This is a genomic window from Asticcacaulis biprosthecium C19, assembly GCF_000204015.1.
GTDB classification, from domain to species: Bacteria; Pseudomonadota; Alphaproteobacteria; order Caulobacterales; family Caulobacteraceae; genus Asticcacaulis; species Asticcacaulis biprosthecius.
The window spans coordinates 518,113-534,692 of record NZ_GL883080.1; the positions used below are offsets into that span (position 1 = coordinate 518,113).

Annotated in this window: 17 protein-coding genes; 13 read left to right on the plus strand and 4 right to left on the minus strand. The window is 60.5% G+C overall.

What is annotated here, in order from left to right:
* The first annotated feature begins 68 nt into the window (after window positions 1-68).
* The 10 genes from ctaD (at window position 69) to ABI_RS20905 (ending at window position 8,967) form a co-directional block, all read left to right on the plus strand.
* Window positions 69-1,760, plus strand: a complete 1,692-nt coding sequence (ctaD, locus tag ABI_RS20860) for a cytochrome c oxidase subunit I (protein ID WP_006275058.1) — start codon at window positions 69-71, stop codon at window positions 1,758-1,760.
* Between the two features lie 71 nt (window positions 1,761-1,831).
* Complete coding sequence (locus ABI_RS20865) at window positions 1,832-2,848, plus strand: heme o synthase (protein WP_006275059.1); 1,017 nt, start codon at window positions 1,832-1,834, stop codon at window positions 2,846-2,848.
* On the plus strand, window positions 2,845-3,048 hold the full coding sequence (locus ABI_RS20870; RefSeq protein WP_006275060.1) for a hypothetical protein: 204 nt from the start codon (window positions 2,845-2,847) through the stop codon (window positions 3,046-3,048). The genes ABI_RS20865 and ABI_RS20870 overlap by 4 nt, the downstream gene beginning before the upstream one ends.
* A 2-nt stretch (window positions 3,049-3,050) precedes the next feature.
* Window positions 3,051-3,578 carry a cytochrome c oxidase assembly protein gene (locus ABI_RS20875; protein WP_006275061.1) on the plus strand — a complete coding sequence of 176 codons (528 nt, stop codon included), beginning with the start codon at window positions 3,051-3,053 and terminating at the stop codon, window positions 3,576-3,578.
* 148 nt (window positions 3,579-3,726) lie between these two features.
* Window positions 3,727-4,602: a cytochrome c oxidase subunit 3 gene (locus tag ABI_RS20880; RefSeq protein WP_006275063.1), complete on the plus strand. Its 876-nt coding sequence runs from the start codon at window positions 3,727-3,729 to the stop codon at window positions 4,600-4,602.
* Window positions 4,599-4,949 (plus strand): DUF983 domain-containing protein, encoded by a 351-nt coding sequence (locus ABI_RS20885; protein ID WP_006275064.1) that lies wholly within the window; start codon window positions 4,599-4,601, stop codon window positions 4,947-4,949. The genes ABI_RS20880 and ABI_RS20885 overlap by 4 nt, the downstream gene beginning before the upstream one ends.
* Before the next feature lies 1 nt (window position 4,950).
* Window positions 4,951-5,649 (plus strand): SURF1 family protein, encoded by a 699-nt coding sequence (locus ABI_RS20890; RefSeq protein ID WP_006275065.1) that lies wholly within the window; start codon window positions 4,951-4,953, stop codon window positions 5,647-5,649.
* The gene (locus tag ABI_RS20895; protein ID WP_006275066.1) at window positions 5,646-6,596 is read left to right on the plus strand and encodes a M16 family metallopeptidase; all 951 of its coding nucleotides are present in this window, start codon (window positions 5,646-5,648) and stop codon (window positions 6,594-6,596) included. Before ABI_RS20890 ends, ABI_RS20895 begins: the two co-directional genes overlap by 4 nt.
* Window positions 6,575-6,886: a peptidase M16 family protein gene (locus ABI_RS26015; RefSeq protein ID WP_083811584.1), complete on the plus strand. Its 312-nt coding sequence runs from the start codon at window positions 6,575-6,577 to the stop codon at window positions 6,884-6,886. The genes ABI_RS20895 and ABI_RS26015 overlap by 22 nt, the downstream gene beginning before the upstream one ends.
* A 293-nt stretch (window positions 6,887-7,179) precedes the next feature.
* Complete coding sequence (locus ABI_RS20905) at window positions 7,180-8,967, plus strand: putative bifunctional diguanylate cyclase/phosphodiesterase (protein WP_006275067.1); 1,788 nt, start codon at window positions 7,180-7,182, stop codon at window positions 8,965-8,967.
* Between the two features lie 40 nt (window positions 8,968-9,007).
* Here ABI_RS20905 and ABI_RS20910 read toward each other — a convergent pair whose 3' ends face one another.
* Window positions 9,008-9,631 (minus strand): YqgE/AlgH family protein, encoded by a 624-nt coding sequence (locus ABI_RS20910; protein ID WP_006275068.1) that lies wholly within the window; start codon window positions 9,629-9,631, stop codon window positions 9,008-9,010.
* Window positions 9,632-9,736: 105 nt separating this feature from the next.
* Here ABI_RS20910 and ABI_RS20915 point away from each other — a divergent pair, with 105 nt between their 5' ends.
* A complete protein-coding gene (locus ABI_RS20915; protein ID WP_006275069.1) occupies window positions 9,737-10,219 on the plus strand; it encodes a peroxiredoxin in 483 nt (160 codons plus the stop codon).
* 231 nt (window positions 10,220-10,450) lie between these two features.
* Here the strand turns inward: ABI_RS20915 and ABI_RS20920 are convergent, their stop codons facing one another.
* The 3 genes from ABI_RS20920 to ABI_RS20930 all read right to left on the minus strand — a co-directional run bounded on the left by ABI_RS20920 (window position 10,451) and on the right by ABI_RS20930 (window position 14,168).
* Window positions 10,451-11,737, minus strand: coding sequence for a serine hydrolase domain-containing protein (locus ABI_RS20920; RefSeq protein WP_006275070.1), 1,287 nt, complete (start codon window positions 11,735-11,737; stop codon window positions 10,451-10,453).
* 196 nt (window positions 11,738-11,933) lie between these two features.
* Entirely contained in the window at window positions 11,934-13,724 is a 1,791-nt protein-coding gene (locus tag ABI_RS20925) for an acyl-CoA dehydrogenase C-terminal domain-containing protein (RefSeq protein ID WP_006275071.1), read from the minus strand.
* A gap of 33 nt (window positions 13,725-13,757) precedes the next feature.
* The gene (locus ABI_RS20930; protein WP_006275072.1) at window positions 13,758-14,168 is read right to left on the minus strand and encodes a MerR family transcriptional regulator; all 411 of its coding nucleotides are present in this window, start codon (window positions 14,166-14,168) and stop codon (window positions 13,758-13,760) included.
* A gap of 278 nt (window positions 14,169-14,446) precedes the next feature.
* Here ABI_RS20930 and ABI_RS20935 point away from each other — a divergent pair, with 278 nt between their 5' ends.
* A complete protein-coding gene (locus ABI_RS20935; RefSeq protein ID WP_085930212.1) occupies window positions 14,447-16,138 on the plus strand; it encodes a lysine--tRNA ligase in 1,692 nt (563 codons plus the stop codon).
* A gap of 144 nt (window positions 16,139-16,282) precedes the next feature.
* On the plus strand, window positions 16,283-16,580 hold a 298-nt coding region (locus ABI_RS20940), incomplete at its 3' end, for a serine hydrolase domain-containing protein (RefSeq protein WP_040309804.1).

Sequence of the window (16,580 nt, forward strand, 5' to 3'; positions counted from 1 at the left end):
CCTGCCGGCCGCGCCTGCCGCTGCTGCGCCGGCCGCCGTACAATAAAAAGTATAGAGAGACCTTATCCATGGCTACCGTCGCCGCCTCTCACGATCATCACCACGATGATCACGACCACAAACCCGGCTTCTTCGACCGCTGGATTTTTACCACGAACCACAAAGATATCGGCACGCTTTATCTGGGCTTCGCCATTATGGCGGGTCTGGTTGGCGGTGCGCTGTCGGGTTTCATTCGTTGGGAACTCTATGAGCCGGGTCTCCAGATCTTCGCTAAGGGCTCCATGCTGGACGCCATGGGCCTGTTCGACCTGACAAATCCGGCGGCGCAAAAGCACGCCTACAACTCCTTTGTCACCGCCCACGCCGTCATCATGATCTTCTTCATGGTTATGCCGGCCATGATAGGTGGTTTCGGTAACTGGTTCGTGCCGATCATGATCGGTTCGCCCGACATGGCCTTTCCGCGCCTGAACAACATTTCGTTCTGGCTGCTGATCGCTTCGTGGATCCTGCTGTGCGTGTCGATCTTCACGCCGTCGGGTCCTGGGGCCGGCCAAAACGGTTTTGGTGGCGGCTGGACCATGTATCCGCCGATGTCGACCCATGCCGGTTCGCCCGGTCAGGCCTTCGACCTGGTGATCCTGAGCTTCCACCTGTCGGGCGCGTCCTCGATCCTGGGGGCCATCAACTTTATCACCACCATCTTCAACATGCGCGCCCCGGGCATGACCCTGCACCGCATGCCGCTGTTTGCCTGGTCGGTGCTGGTTACCGCCTTCCTGCTGCTGCTGTCGCTGCCCGTGTTTGCCGGCGCCATCACCATGCTGCTGACGGACCGTAACTTCAACACCTCCTTCTTCCAGGCCGCGGGCGGCGGTGACCCCGTCATGTACCAGCACCTGTTCTGGTTCTTCGGCCACCCGGAAGTCTACATCCTGATCCTGCCGGGCTTTGGCATCATCTCGCACATCGTTTCCACCTTCTCCAAGAAGCCGATCTTTGGTTATCTGGCCATGGCTTACGCCATGGTGGCCATCGGCGTCGTCGGTTTTGTCGTGTGGGCGCACCACATGTACACCGTGGGAATGAGCTTCGATCTGCGCGCCTATTTCGTCCTCGCCACAATGGTGATCGCGGTGCCCACCGGGGTTAAGGTCTTCTCGTGGATCGCCACCATGTGGGGCGGATCGATCACCTTCTCGGTCCCGATGCAATGGGCGATCGGCTTCATCTTCCTGTTCACTGTGGGCGGCGTCACCGGTGTGGTCCTGTCGAACGCCCCGATCGACTACTCGCTGCATGATACCTATTACGTCGTGGCGCACTTCCACTACGTGCTGTCGCTGGGCGCCGTCTTCTCGATCTTCGCCGGTTTCTATTACTGGTATGAAAAGATGTTCGGCATCAAGTACAACGCCTTCCTCGGCACGGCCCATTTCTGGGTTATGTTCGTCGGCGTGAACCTGGTCTTCTTCCCGCAGCACTTCCTGGGTCTGCAGGGTATGCCGCGCCGTTATGTCGACTATCCGACGGGCTTCACCTACTGGAACCAGGTCTCGACGTGGGGTTATGCCATTACCCTGGTCGGCGTTCTCATCTTCCTGGTCATGCTGGTCGAATCGATTGTGCGCCGTCGTCCGGCTGAGGCCAATCCGTGGGGTGAAGGCGCGACGACGCTGGAATGGACCCTGTCCTCGCCGCCGCCGTACCACCAGTTCTCGGAACTTCCCGTCATCAAAGAAGACGATCACCACTAAGTCGTCTTCCAAAGCCAGACATCGCGATCGGGGGTGAAGTTCGCTTCACCCCCTTTTTACGTAGAGATACCATGAGCAAGAAACCCGCCAAGTCGCCTGTGAGGCCCGAAGCGCCGCTTGATGTTGCGGCTGACCTGAAGCAGGCCTATGCCTCCCAGGCGCTGCGTGCCTCGCCGGGTGACTATTTCCAGTTGCTGAAGCCGCGGGTGATGTCTCTGGTGGTTTTCACCGCCCTGACCGGGCTCATCATTGCCGATCAACCGATCCACCCGTTCCTGGCTTTTATCGCCGTATTGTGCATTGCTCTGGGCGCTGGCGCGGCGGGTGCGCTGAACATGGCGCTGGAAGGCGAGACCGATGCGCTTATGCGCCGCACGAAACTGCGTCCGGTCGCGGCTGGCAGGGTGACACGCAACGACGCGCTGACCTTCGGCGGCGTTCTGGCCTTCCTGTCGGTCTTCATGATGTGGATCGCCTTTCCGGACGGCCTTGCGGCCGGCCTCCTGGCCATGACCATTGTCTATTACGTCGTCCTCTATACCCTGGTGCTGAAGCGGCGCACGCCGCAAAACATCGTCATTGGCGGCGCTGCAGGCGCCTTTCCACCCGTTATCGGCTGGGCCGCCGCGACCGGAGCTGCGCCGTGGGAAGCGTGGATCCTGTTTGCCATCATCTTTCTGTGGACACCGCCGCATAGCTGGGCGCTCGCTCTGTACACGGCCGAAGACTATGCCAAGGCTGGCATTCCGATGATGCCGGTGGCCAGGGGCGCGAAATCGACCCGTCTGCAAATCCTCCTCTATTCGCTGGTCATGGCGCCGGTCGCCTGCCTGCCGATGGCTGTCGGACTGGGAGGGCTGGTATACGGTTTCGTGTCAGTTGTCGGCGGCGCCGTCTTTATCTATTTTGCGCTGCGCGTCTATCTGTCGCGGGCTGGCGACCACCCCGAAGGTGGCGAAAACAGCCTGTACGATGTTAAGAAGGAAGCCCTTTCGGCGCGCAACCTGTTCGCCTATTCGATCTTTTATCTGACAGCGCTGTTCGCCACGCTCCTGGTCGAACACCTGATCAAAGGCGTGATGTCATGACCGACGCTAACGACAAGAAGGCCTACCTGGCGGCGCAATCCCGGCGCAACCTGTTTATCGCCGGTGGCCTTCTGGTGTTTGTGATCCTGGTCTTCTTCGTGACCATGGTCCAGATGGGCCGCAACACCCGGGGCGAAAAGCTGAAGGTGCTCAAAGACCAGGCCGCGGCCGCCAGTTCGGCCGCGCCAGCCTCGCAGTGATCATGAACAAGAATACCAAGGTCGTCTTATGGCTGGTGGCGGGCGTGGTCTTCATGGGTGGCCTGGCCTTTGCCAGCGTGCCCCTGTACCGCGCCTTCTGCAATCTGACGGGTTTTGACGGTACAGCCATGCGCGCCGACAAGGCGCCTGAAGTGGCCACCAATGTCATCGTCCGCGTTCGTTTCGACACCAATGTCCGGGACGCACCTTTGGTTTTCAAAGTCGAAAAGCCCTATCAGGACGTACGTATCGGCAAGACGGCTATGATGTATTTTACCGTCACCAACACCGCGGATCGCCCGGTAACGGCGCGCGCAGTGTTCAATGTTCTGCCCGAAACCATGGGCCCCTATTATCGCAAACTGCAGTGCTTCTGTTTCGATGATCAACTGCTTCAGGCTGGTGAATCGAAGACCTTTCCGATGGTCTATTTCCTGGATCCGGAGATGCTCAAAAACGTCGACACGCGCAAGCTACGCGACGTAACCCTGTCCTACACCTTTTTCGAGTCCAAAGAGGCAAAAAAGTAACGCGAAAGGGGCCATTTTGGTGCCCGGCTTGCATTGTCTTTGAAAAAGAATTGGCCTAAACGAGACCAACGGCTCGTACGCTTTATCGGGCCGAACGTCAGAATTTCCGCGCGCCGTCAGGCGCGCTACCGAGGTGAGTTGAACGAGAATGGCCCACGGCGTCAAACACGACTATCACATCATCAACCCTTCGCCGTGGCCCCTGCTGGGTTCGGCGTCCGCGGTGTGCTGGGGCCTGGGCCTCGTCATGTGGCTGCAAGGACTGTTCGGCTTCGAAAAGGGTAGCTGGTGGTTGTTCGCCGTCGGCATGACCGGCATCCTGCTGACCATGGTCTTCTGGTGGCGCGACGTCATCAAGGAAAGCCGGGCCGGCGACCATACCCCGGTCGTACAGATCGGTCTGCGCTACGGCATGATCATGTTCATCGCCTCCGAAGTCATGTTCTTCGTGGCCTGGTTCTGGATCTTCTTCGAAATGGCGCTGTTCAACACGCACCGCGCTGGCGATCACTCGGCGATCGAAGAAGTCCGTCGGGCCTGGTCGACCTGGCCGCCGCATGGTGTCGAAACCATTGATCCGTGGCACCTGCCGCTGCTCAACACCCTGCTGCTGCTGACCTCCGGCACTACCGCCACCTGGGCGCACCACGCCATGACCGAAGGCGATCGCGAAGGTGTCAAGTGGGGGCTGGTTCTGACCATTATACTGGGCGCTCTGTTCACCGCGGTTCAGGCCTATGAGTACTACGAGCTTATTCACCATAATGAGTTCTTCAACGACGCTGCGGCGAATTCCGGACTCTATGGCTCCTCCTTCTTCATGGCGACCGGCTTCCACGGTTTCCACGTCCTGATCGGGACCATCTTCCTGATCATCTGTCTGTTGCGCCTGCTGGCCGGCCACTTCTCGCCGCAAAAGCACTTCGGCTTCGAGTCGGCCGCCTGGTACTGGCACTTCGTTGACGTGGTCTGGCTGTTCCTGTTCGCTTTTGTCTATGTTGTCTTCGGCGGCGCGCCCCATTGACGACCAACGGCAAGGGCGGTTTCATCGCCGCAGCCCTGGGCCGTTGCCCGGTATGTGGTCAGGGCAAGCTGTTCAAAAGCTATCTCAAGGTGGCGGAGACCTGTAAGGTCTGCGCCACCGACTTCAAGGCGGCGGACACCGGTGACGGGCCCGTCGTCTTTGTCATTCTGATTGCCGGATTTGCCGCCTGCGCGGGCCTTCTGATCAGTTTCCTGGCCTGGAACTGGAGCCCGGCGACCCTGCTCGCCGTCTGGCCGGCCTTCGCCGTGATCTTGTCGCTGATCCTGATGCCGATTTTGAAGGGCCTGATGGTCGCAGCACAAATTCGTCATAAGATACGAGACTGAGATGAGCCTGTCCCGATTCCTCACGGCCGTGCCCAAGGGTCTATCGATCGCCGTCGCCATCGCCTTTGTCATTCTGAACGTTTTGGGTGTCTGGCAAGCCCAGCGCCTGGTGTGGAAGCGCAACCTGGTCGCAGAGCTGGCCAGCACGCAGGCCCAGGCGCCGCAGCCGCTGGCTGCCATACTCGCGTCGCCGAAGCCGGCCTGGCGCGCCGTGACACTCACCCGGTGCGACGTATCGCCTGACCGGGTTTTGCACATGCACGGCCTCAGCGACGGCAAGCCCGGCTATCGTTTACTGGCGCCCTGTCCGGCGGGGGACCGAACCATCCTGGTCGAACTGGGGTTTGCCGAAGACAAGCTCCAGCCTTCGTTCAGCATCGAACACCCGGTCGGGCGTCTGCGTGCTTTCGACAAGTCCGGCGTGTTCACCCCCATGAACGACCCCATCCGCAACGACTGGTACTGGCGGTCACCGCTGGACATGGGCGCCTTCCTGCGCGCGCCCGACCTGCGTGAGGACTATTTCGTTATGTTGGACCACGCTCCGTCCGGTGTTTCCGTCAAGAATCTGCAGCAAAGCCACCTGACCGCGGAACTGAGCAACCGTCACTTCGAATATGCCCTGACCTGGTTCGCCCTGGCCTGGACTCTGCTGGCGGTTTTCGGCGCCTTTGTCTTTCAGCGGATGCGCAAATCGTGAGTCTCGATGGCCAGACCCTGTACAGGTTCGACAACGGCCTGCGTCTGCTGGTCGACCCGATGCCGGGTGTCAAGACCTTTGCGCTGAACGCCCTGATCCATGGCGGCGCACGTTTTGAGACCGAAGCCCAGTCGGGCTGGGCGCACCTGCTGGAGCATATGGTGTTCAAGGGGGCAGGGGGGCGCGATGCCCGTGCTCTCGCCGAAGCCATCGAACACAAGGGCGGCAGCATCAACGCCTCGACCGGCTACGAACACACCCGGTTCGAGGTCCGCGGCCTGTCGTCCCTTTTGCCGCTTGCCCTGGAAATCGTCACCGACCTGATGTTCCGGTCGGAGCTGGACGCGAACGAACTGCAACGCGAGAAGAAGGTCATCGCCCAGGAAATCCTCGAAGCTTACGACACGCCGGACGACCATGTCTTCGACCTGCTTCAGGCTGCCATGTTTCCCGATCAAGCGGTGGGCCGGCCGATCCTGGGCAGTCGCAAGAGCCTCAGCCCGGCGAAGCCCGACGCCCTGCGCGCCTTTGCCGACACCTTGTATGCCCCGCATCGCATCGTCATCTGCATTTCGGGGGGCGTGACGGCCGAGGAGGTTTTGGCCGCGGCACGACCATTGATCGACCCGATCGCGCCGCAATCCGGTTTTGCCGCGCCGCAGGCGCTGCGGTTCAGCCCCGGCCATGCCGTACAGAAACGCCGTATCGAACAGGCCAACCTGACCCTGGGCTTCGGCGCCGTCGGCCGCACCGATCCCGACATCATCCCCCTGCGGCTGTTCGGGGAAATCCTGGGGGGCGGCATGGCGTCGCGCCTGTTCCAGGAGGCGCGCGAGGCGAGGGGCCTGGCCTATGCCATCGATTCCTACACCACTCCGTATCGCGACGGCGGCGTGTTCGGCGTCTATGCCGGCTGTGCCAGGACGTGGCGCCGCTCAGCGAACTGATCCGCAGGGTCCTGATCGACCTGGCCGCCGATCCGAAACCCTCTGAACTGGAACGCGCCAAGGCCCAGTTCACCACCTCACTGTTCCTCAACTTCGAGGGTGCCGGTTCGCGGGCTTCGGCCTTCGCCAGCCAGATGTCGGTCTTCGACAAGGTCTTCGCCCTGGACGAAGTCGCTGTCGACATTGCCGCGGTCACGCGCGATGATCTGGTTCGCGTCGGCGCGGCGATCGCGGCCCAGCCCGGCGCCTCAGCCTTGCTCGGTCCCAAATCCATGACCCTGGCGGCGTAAATCCTACGTCGCGCCAGCTGGCATGCCACTAATATTATACCTCCCCGTTATACGGGGAGCGGGGCGGCCCGTGCCGTGGATCATTTGCTGGAAGCAAATGAGACGGTGGGGGATTTGGCCCGCCGTAATCTTCAACACATCAGTGAACGGCTTCGGGCACCACAGTAATTTGCCCAAATCCATTTAATCGTTTGCAATGCAAAAATAACGGCGGTTCCTTGTCGGACAAGGCGTCTCCTTATCCGAACAGTAACACTCTTGGTTAAGGCTCACGGTTAAAGCCGGGGCAAAACATGTCGGACATCAATCTTTTCGGATGGAAAATGGGCGGACCTTCGGGCCAGGACGTGCTGCGCGACGTCGATCCCCGCCTGTCCATCGACAGCCGCGCAGGCCAGATGGAGGCGCTGAAGTCGGCTGACACCCTGCTGTGGTCCTACGACCTGAGCCAGCGCCTGTTCGAATTCAAGGGCGACCTGCGTCATCTGGGCCTGCCGCCGATGTGGAGCCGCGTCTTTCTCGACGATCTCGACCCGGCTTTCGAAGCCGGGGAAGTTGACCGCCTCGACAGCCAGTTCCGTGCGCTCGATGTCCACGCGGCGGACCCAGGCGAAGGTCATATCCAATGTCTGCTGCGCCTGCGCGACCATCGCCTGGTTTATCTCAAAGGTCGCAAGGTGTCGCGCGGTCAGGTTCTGGGCGTTATCACCGATTTAAGCCGCGATATCGGGTTGAAGAAGACCATCGGCAAGTCCGACGCTCACGATGGCCTTCCGCTGCAGGACATCCATACCGACCCATTGACGGGCCTGCTGAACCGGCAGGGCTTCTTGAACGGTGCCGGTCAAGTGTTGCGTAAGGCCGGCGACTACGATCTGGTGGTGGCCGACCTCAACCGGTTCCGCCGTCTGAATGAGGCCCTGGGCCACGAACGGGCCGACATTGTGCTCGAGCTTCTGGCCCTGCGCCTGCGCGACGCTTTCCCGGATCATGCCGTATTGGCGCGGTTGGGTGAGGACGAGTTCGCCGTCCTGACCCAGCGCGGGTTTCCGCGCGTGTCAGAGCGGATGCGTAACGCTTTGGAACGTCCAATCAATATTGCCGGTTTCGATATCCAGCCAACCTTTTCGATGGGCGCTGTCTCGGTCGAAGGCGGCGACCAGGCACTGGAGGCCGCCGAACTGCTGCGCCGCGCCGAAATGGCCGTCGAAGCGGCGCAATCCAAAGGCGCCGGTGGCGTCGCATCGTATAAACGCGATCTCGAAAGCGATGGGCTGACACGTCTGGCGCTGGAGGCGGACCTGCGCAAGGCCTTTGTCAGCGGCGAGATCCACGCCTGGTATCAGCCGATCGTCAATCTGCACACCGGCCGGATTACCGGATTTGAGGCCCTGGCGCGGTGGGTACATCCGCGCCGCGGTGTCATTGCGCCGGATCAGTTCCTGGGCGCGGTGCGAGACCTCGGCATGATGGTCGATCTGGGGACCATCATCATGACCACCACGGTCCGGCTGCTGGGCCAATGGAAGCAGGCCTATGCCCTGCCGTCGGGCTTCTTCATCAGCGTCAACCTGTCGGCGCCGGAAATCGAGCGCCTCCATCTCATCGAGGACGTCTCGCGGCTGATCCGCGATGCCGGCCTGCCCAACAAGATGCTGAAACTCGAGGTCACCGAAAGCGACGTCATGCGCGATCCGCAGGCTTCGGCGCGGGTTCTGGAAGATTTGCGCACAGCCGGTGCCGGGATAGCGCTGGACGATTTCGGCACAGGTTTTTCGTCGTTGAGCTATCTGGCCAAGCTGCCGTTCGATACGCTCAAGATTGATCGTTCCTTCGTCAACACCATGAAGACCGAGGTGTCATCAGAGAAGATCGTCCGATCAATCTTGACTCTGGGCCGTGACCTTGGGCTGGACGTGGTGGCTGAAGGTGTCGAGGACCTTGCCCTGGCCGATCGCCTGGCGGCCCTGGGCTGCCAGATGGGGCAGGGCTGGGGCTTTGCCAAGGCGTTAAAGTCGGCCGAAGCGGAAGCCTTCCTGGCAAACTCGCTCGGATACAAGGCGGATGCGTTAAGCGCGTAAAGGTGTTGAATCACAGATGTCCATCGGTGGTTCAAAAACCTTACGCCCGGCCTGCCACGCCGGACAGGTGACCGGGTTCCACGCCCAGCGTCGCCAGGGCCGCCGACCACAACTGTTCGGGCTCGCTCAGGAAAATCAACTCTTGACTGGCGGGCGCCACCAGCCAGGCATTGGCGCTCAATTCGTTCTCTAGCTGCCCCGGACCCCAGCCGGCATAGCCCAGGGCAATCACGCTGCGCGCCGGACCTGACCCGCTGGACAGGTCGACCAGGATATCGCGTGACGCGGTCAGCCCCATACCGGTTTCTTCGCCGTCCTGACCTTCCTGAAACGGGCCACCCAGTTCGACCGTGATATTGTCGATCTGGTAGTCAAGGCTGTGCAGGACAAAGCCGCGATCGTTCTGTACCGGCCCGCCGCGGAAGATCTTTTGCAGGGAGGGGGCGCGGTCACCGCTGTCGATCCCCAGTTCGCGGATCATCTTGCCGAAGTTCAGGCCGTTGATAGGCTGATTGAGGATCAGCCCCATGGCGTGGTTTTCGTCGTGCTGGCAGACATAGACGACGGAGTGTTCGAAAGGCTCGCCGGAGAGGCCCGGCATGGCGATCAGGAATTGTCCCTGGAGCGACAGATGGTCGTCAGTCATGGCGTCCGGTCCGGTCATCACACATCCTTTATACGAAGCCTAACATATATTGCAGGCCGCGTCTTGGCCCGCCATAACGTAGTCTATATAGGTCCCCGGTAAGGTGAATTTAAGGAGACTTCCATGACTGTGCAACCCGGTGATACCCTTCCCGATCTCAAGCTGACCGTTGTGGGTGCGGAATCTCCCCAGCCGACGACCGTGGCCGAGTTCTTTGCCGGCAAAACCGTGGTGCTGTTTGCTGTTCCGGGGGCGTTCACGCCCACATGCTCGGCGCGCCACCTGCCGGGTTTCAAGGATCACGTCGCCGATTTCACGTCCAAGGGCGTGGACGTCGTTGCCTGTACCTCGGTGAATGACTATTTTGTGATGAAGGCCTGGGCCAAGGACCAGGGGATCGTCGACGAAGTGGTGCTTCTGGCCGATGGCAATGGCGACTTCGCCAAGGCAGTCGGGCTGGAGCTGGATGGTACCGGTTTCGGCATGGGGCCGCGCTCCAAGCGCTATGCCATGGTGGTCAAGGACGGCAAGGTCGACCAGTTGTTCGTCGAAGCGCCGGGTGAATTCCGCGTGTCGTCGGCGGAGCACGTGCTGGAGCAACTGTAAGGTTTTCGCAGGGGCCGCCCGCCGCATGACTCTGGGCGTTCGGCGCGGAAATCGACCCACTGGGTCGATTTCATCAGGTTTGCCGGCCATGCGGCAAACCTGCGCTTCTCACCCCCTGCGCCCCATAACCGTTCAGACCAACAATGAATAAGCCAGGCCGCTTCGCCTGGCTTATTCATTGTTATCCTGAAGCGTTTCGAGGTGCAGGAGGCTGCGCCTCCTGCAAAAACTTTACATCGCGTCCGACACAGCCTTGACCAACGCTTCCGGCCGGTAGCCCAGATCCCACGGCGTCAGACCCATTCGGACGACAATCAACCGTTGCGAGGGGATGATTGTGACGCTTTGCCCGTCATGCCCCCGCAGCCAGAAGGTGTCCGCAGGCAGACCGGCCATCTTGCCGGTGTCGCTTTCGCCGGGGCCTTTCAGCCAGGACTGCATCTGGCTGTAGCCTTCTTCGGAACCGTTCGACGTACGCATCATGGCGACGAAGCCCTCAGGCAACAGCCGTTTGCCTTGCCATACCCCGTCTTGCAGGAGGAACTGACCAAATCGGCCCCAGTCGCGCGCCGTGGCGTAGAGATACGAACCGCCGACAAAGGTACCGCTCTCGTCCGTCTCGAACACAGCGCTGGTCATGCCCAGTGGTCCGAACAGGGCGTCATGCGGGTAGGTGAGGGTGTTCGTGCCGACAGCCTTCATCCAGCTACGCGTCAGGATAACGCTGGATCCCGTTGAATAGGCGTAGGTTTTCTCACCTTTCGGCAAGCTGAGCGCGAAGCTCGCCATGTCGGCTTCCAGATACAGCATCCGCGACACATCCGAGACACCACCGTAATCTTCATTGAAGGCCAGACCACTTTTCATGGCAGCCAGATCGCGGATGGTGACCTCAGGTGTCACGACTTGATCCAGGCTGAGACCTTTTTCCAGGGCCGCACGCCCGACGAGTGCGGCATTGACCGTCTTGGTCATCGACCAGCCCAGCAGACGGCTATCCGGCGAGAAGCCGTCGCCATAGGCCTCGCCGATAATCTTGCCGTCCTGCATGACTACGATGGCCCGCAGACCGGGCCCTGTGAGGGCGGGGGCCGCGAGTAGATCCGCCAGGGCTCCGGTTGCGACCACCGCCGCGCCCTGGGGCTCGGGTTTGATCTCCGGCAGGGTGAGACCGGTGACCTTGGCGATATCGCCACCCGGTACGCTGACGCAGCCCAGTCCCGGCCGGTGAACGGCGATACCCGGCGCGAACACGCCCAGCAAACGCACCGTTACCACCGGGCCGTCAAAATTGAACGAGACCAGTTTTAGCAGAGGATGGCCCGGTGCCTGCACATCTTCAGCCAGGACCGCCTTGGCATCCCGTCCGGCCAGAAACACATTCGAACAGATGATCTTGGCGGCATAGCCCGTGCCGACCCGCAGCAGGGCAGGTGGGGCCACACTCAGCCATACGGCCAAGCCGACCACCAGCGCTAACACGACGGCGAATACACCGGTGAAAATCTTCTTCAGCATGACAAGCCCCTTTTGGAGGAGCCTACCAGCCAAAGATGAAGCTTTAAAGGCTTAGAGACTGTTTTGAAAATGGGTCAGGTTGAGCCGAAAAGGGCTGGTTTCGAGAACCGGAGCGGAGCGGACTTCAGTACGTGAGCACCGGAAGCGCAGAAAACGGCGCTTTGCAGGCCAACCTGATCCATTTGCAAACAGTCTCTTAGAAGAGCTCGTCTTCCAGGGCCATGATGGCTTCGGCGCCGCCCTTCATCTTGGCGAGATGGGCGTCGGCTTCCGGAAGGATACGCTCCAGGAACACGCGGCCGACCTTCAGCTTCGAGGCATAGAACGGGTCGGTCGAACCTTCGGCGATCTTGGCCTGCGCTTCCTTGGCCATCATCGCCCACATATAGGACAGACAGGTCAGGCCGAAAATGTTCAGGTAGTCCAGCGACCCCGCCGCGGCATTGTCTGGGTTGCCCATGCCGTTCTGCATCAGCCACATGGTCCCGTCCATCAGCTTGGCCTTGGTCTCCTTCAGCGCCTTGATGTACTGCGGCACGGCCGAGCCTGCCTCTTCCGCCGCGATATAGGCGTCGATCTCCCCCAGGAAGCTCTGCATGGCGCGACCGCCCTTGGACGGCAGCTTGCGCCCGACCAGGTCCAGGGCCTGCACACCATTGGTGCCTTCATAGATCAGGGTAATCCGAACATCGCGCATATATTGCGACGCAGGGAAGTGCTCGGTGAAGCCCGAACCACCGTGCACCTGCATGGCGTCTTGCGTTACCTTCAAGCCCTTCTCGGTCAGATACGCCTTCAGTACAGGCGTCAGCAAGCTCATGAAATCGCTTGCCTTTTCACGGTCTTTCTCATCTTCTGCCGCATGCTGAAAGTCGGCCTGTAAGGCCACCCAGGTCAGGAAAGCACGACCGCCTTCGATCAGAGCCCGTGATTCCAGCAGCATCCTGCGGACATCCGGGTGAACCAGGATGCTGTCGGCCGGCTTTTCCGGTGACTTGGGGCCCGTCAGAGCGCGGCCCTGCAGGCGGTCCTTGGCGAACTCCGCCGCCGCCACATAGGACGCGTGCCCGATGGCCAGGCCTTGCAGGCCGACGCCATACCGGGCGGCATTCATCATGTAGAACATGATTTTCAGGCCTTCATTCGGCGCCCCCAGCAGGAAGCCCTTGGCCTCCTCATAGACCATGACGCACGTCGAATTGCCGTGGATGCCCATCTTGTGCTCAAGGCCCGCGCAATGCAGGCTGTTGCGTTCCCCCGGATTGCCGTCGGCATCCGGGATGAACTTGGGCACCATAAACAGCGAAATCCCCTTCACGCCCTCCGGTGCGCCTTCGATACGGGCCAGAACCAGGTGGCAGATATTGCTGGTAAAATCGTGTTCGCCGGCCGAGATCCAGATCTTCTGGCCGCTGATCCGGTACGATCCGTCCGCCGCCGGCACGGCCTTCGACCGTAACAGGCCCAGGTCTGTGCCACAATGCGGTTCGGTCAGATTCATCGTGCCCGACCATTCGCCCGAGATTAGCTTGGGCAGGTAAACGTCCTTTTGCGCCTGCGTGCCACCAGCGGTCAGGGCCGAAATGGCACCCTCGGTCAGGCCGGGATACATGCCAAACGCGCTCGAAGCCCCCGACAACATCTCCGAGAAGGCTGTATTCACGAAATGTGGCAATCCCTGCCCGCCATAGGCTGGGTCACCCGACAAGGCGGTCCAGCCCGCTTCGCTCAAAGCCTTATAGGCCTCTCTGTACCCTTTCGGCGCGGTCACCTCGTGCGTCACAGGATTGAGGGTGCATCCCTCCTTGTCACCAGTGATATTGATAGGGTGGACGACCTCTTCGGTGAACTTGGCGGCCTCTTCCAGGATGGCGAAGACCGTGGCCGAATCGGCGTCCCCAAAGCCTTTCAGGTTGTTGTACTGATCGGTCTTGAAGACGTCCGCGATGAGGAACTGATAATCGCGAACCGGAGCTTTATAGGCCATGTGGCATTCATCCTGTAAGTAAGGTCGTTTCTCTTAGACGTTGTCCGTCTTGATATTTTCGGCTTCCAGCTTGGTGATCTCGCCTTCCAGCCAGACACAGCCGTCCTGCATGTCATGGATGGCCGCATCGATGTCTTCGCGCTGGCGCTTCAGGGTTTCGATCTGGCCGCGATACTTGCCCAGGGTCGCGCGCATCTGGGCGACGCCATGGTCCTTCGGCGTATAGAGGTCGAGGATTTCGTGAATTTCGATCAGCGAGAACCCGAGCCGCTTGCCACGCAGGATCAACTGCAGGCGTGCCCGGTCGCGGGCGGAATAGAGCCGGGTCTGGCCCTTACGCTCGGGATGGATCAGGCCCTTGTCCTCATAGAAACGCAAGGCACGGGCGGTGACATCGAACTCCTTGGAGAGCTGACGAATGGAATAGGTACGGGAGTGGTCCATGGGAATCTTATGGCAAAAGTTTACATTGACGTCAACGTAAACATATGGCGGTTTGGACGTAAGGTCAACAATTTTGTTGCCGTAAGGGGAACCTCGCTCCAAGTTGCATCGCAATCGGTCAAGGGCGCCACAGAACCGTTCTTGGCCGCCGCCGCCTTTGCAGCGAGCCATGGGGGGCGCCTAGTCCGGCGTTTGAGCTGAATCGTTCCGGATTGACGGTTGACGCCTTGCGGCTTAAAGGCTGGCGCGTGTTTCAACCGTTGAAAGGTCACGTCCCGATTATGTCGTCTCTTGCCTCCCTTGCTTACGCCGGCCGTGCATGGCCGTTTGAACAGGCCCGTGCTCTGATCGCGCGCCTGATCAAGTCGCGTGTTCAAGGCCATGAGGAACAGAAACGGGCTTTGAGTCTGATCGAGGGAGGCAAGCTGGATGAGGCCCTGGGCAATTTCGAAGGTCTGGGCCGACCTGTGATTTTCGAAACGGGTTATGGGCCGTCGGGCCTGCCGCATATTGGCACTTTCGGTGAAGTCGCCCGTACCACCATGGTGCGTCAGGCGTTCGACGCCATGACCAATGGTCTGTGGCCGTCGCGACTGATCTGTTTCTCCGACGATATGGACGGGTTGCGCAAGGTGCCCGGAGGGATTCCCAATCCTGAGATTCTACATGAGGATCTGTATAAGCCGTTGACCGTGGTTCGCGACCCCTTCGGCCAACATCCGTCATTCGGAGAACACAATAACGCACGTCTGAGGGCATTCCTGGATGGCTTTGAATTCGCTTATGAATTCCTATCGTCGACGGACTGCTACAAGGGCGGTGTGTTCGATACGACGCTGCTGACGGCGCTGGAGCGTTTCGACGATATCCAGAAGATCATGCTGCCGACCTTGGGGCCGGACCGCCGTTCGACCTATTCGCCCTTCCTGCCGATCTCGCCAAAAACCGGCCATGTCTTGCAGGTGCCGACCCTGGAACGCAATGTGTCGAAGGGCACGATCGTGTTTGAGGAGACCAATCCTACTACTGGAACAACCGAGCGGTTTGAAGTGCCGGTGACCGGCGGTCACGTCAAGATGCAGTGGAAGCCGGATTGGGCCATGCGCTGGGCAGCCTTGGGCGTCGATTATGAGATGTCCGGTAAGGACTTGATCGATTCCGTTAAGGTGTCCTCTCAGGTTTGCCGGGTGCTGGGTGGTGTGGCGCCAGAAGGGTTCAATTACGAACTGTTCCTCGATGAGCAGGGTCAGAAGATTTCCAAGACCAAGGGCAACGGTCTGACGATGGAGGATTGGCTGCGTTATGGTGCGCCGGAGAGCCTGGCCTACTATATGTTCCAGTCGCCCAAGTCGGCCAAGAAGCTGTATTTCGATGTTATCCCACGGGCGACAGACGAGTATCTCCAGCAGTTGGAGGCCTTCCCGAAGCAGGAGTTCGCCAAGCAGATCGAGAACCCGGTATGGTTCGTGCTGCGTGGTCAGGAGGTCGGCAAGGGTATGCCGGTGACGTTCGGCCTAATGCTGAACCTGGTGTCGGCGGCCAATGCGGCGGACAAGGAGACGCTATGGGGCTTCCTGCGTGCCTATATTCCGGGGGCGACGCCGGAGTCCGAGCCTTTGCTGGATCGCCTGGCGGGGTATGCGCTGAACTATTTCGAGGACTTTGTGAAGCCGTCGAAATCTTTCCGTCTGCCGGATGCGCGGGAGGCTGCGGCCATGCGGGACCTGGCGGAACGGTTCCGGGCCTTGCCGGCGGATACGCGTGATGCCGAGACCTTGCAGGGGTTGGTGTTCGAAGTCGGCAAGGCGCATGAATTCGACCCTTTGCGCGCCTGGTTTCAAGCTCTGTATGAAGTCCTGCTCGGCCAGTCTCAGGGGCCGCGGTTCGGGTCGTTCGTGGCGATTTTCGGTCTGGAACGGACGATTGACTTGCTTGAGCAGGGGGTAGAGGGCAATCTGGTGGTGGCCTAGCCCCCTTGTTGCGGGGTGTGGGGTCCGCGACCCCACAAATCCTTCTGTTTCTGTCCTTGACCTCGCCCCCTTGAGGGCGAAGGTCAAGGAAAGAAAGAGGAAGACTTGGGGCCGCAGGCCCCAAACCCCCATGACGAGAGCGCTATGCAACTTACCGCCTTTGCCCTCTACGCCCTGCTCAGCAGTGCGATCCCCGCGTCGGCCGACATCGATGCCGCTATCCACAAGGCCATGGCCGACACCGGCGCCAAGGGCCTGGCCATCGCGGTCATCGATAACGGCCAGGTCGCCTACGCCCAGGCCTATGGCATCCGCAACACCAACAACGACCCGCTGACGCCCGACACCATCATGTATGGCGCCTCCCTGACCAAGACGGTCATGGCCTATACCGCCCTGCAACTGGTCGACCAGGGCAAGCTCAATCTCGACGCGCCGATCG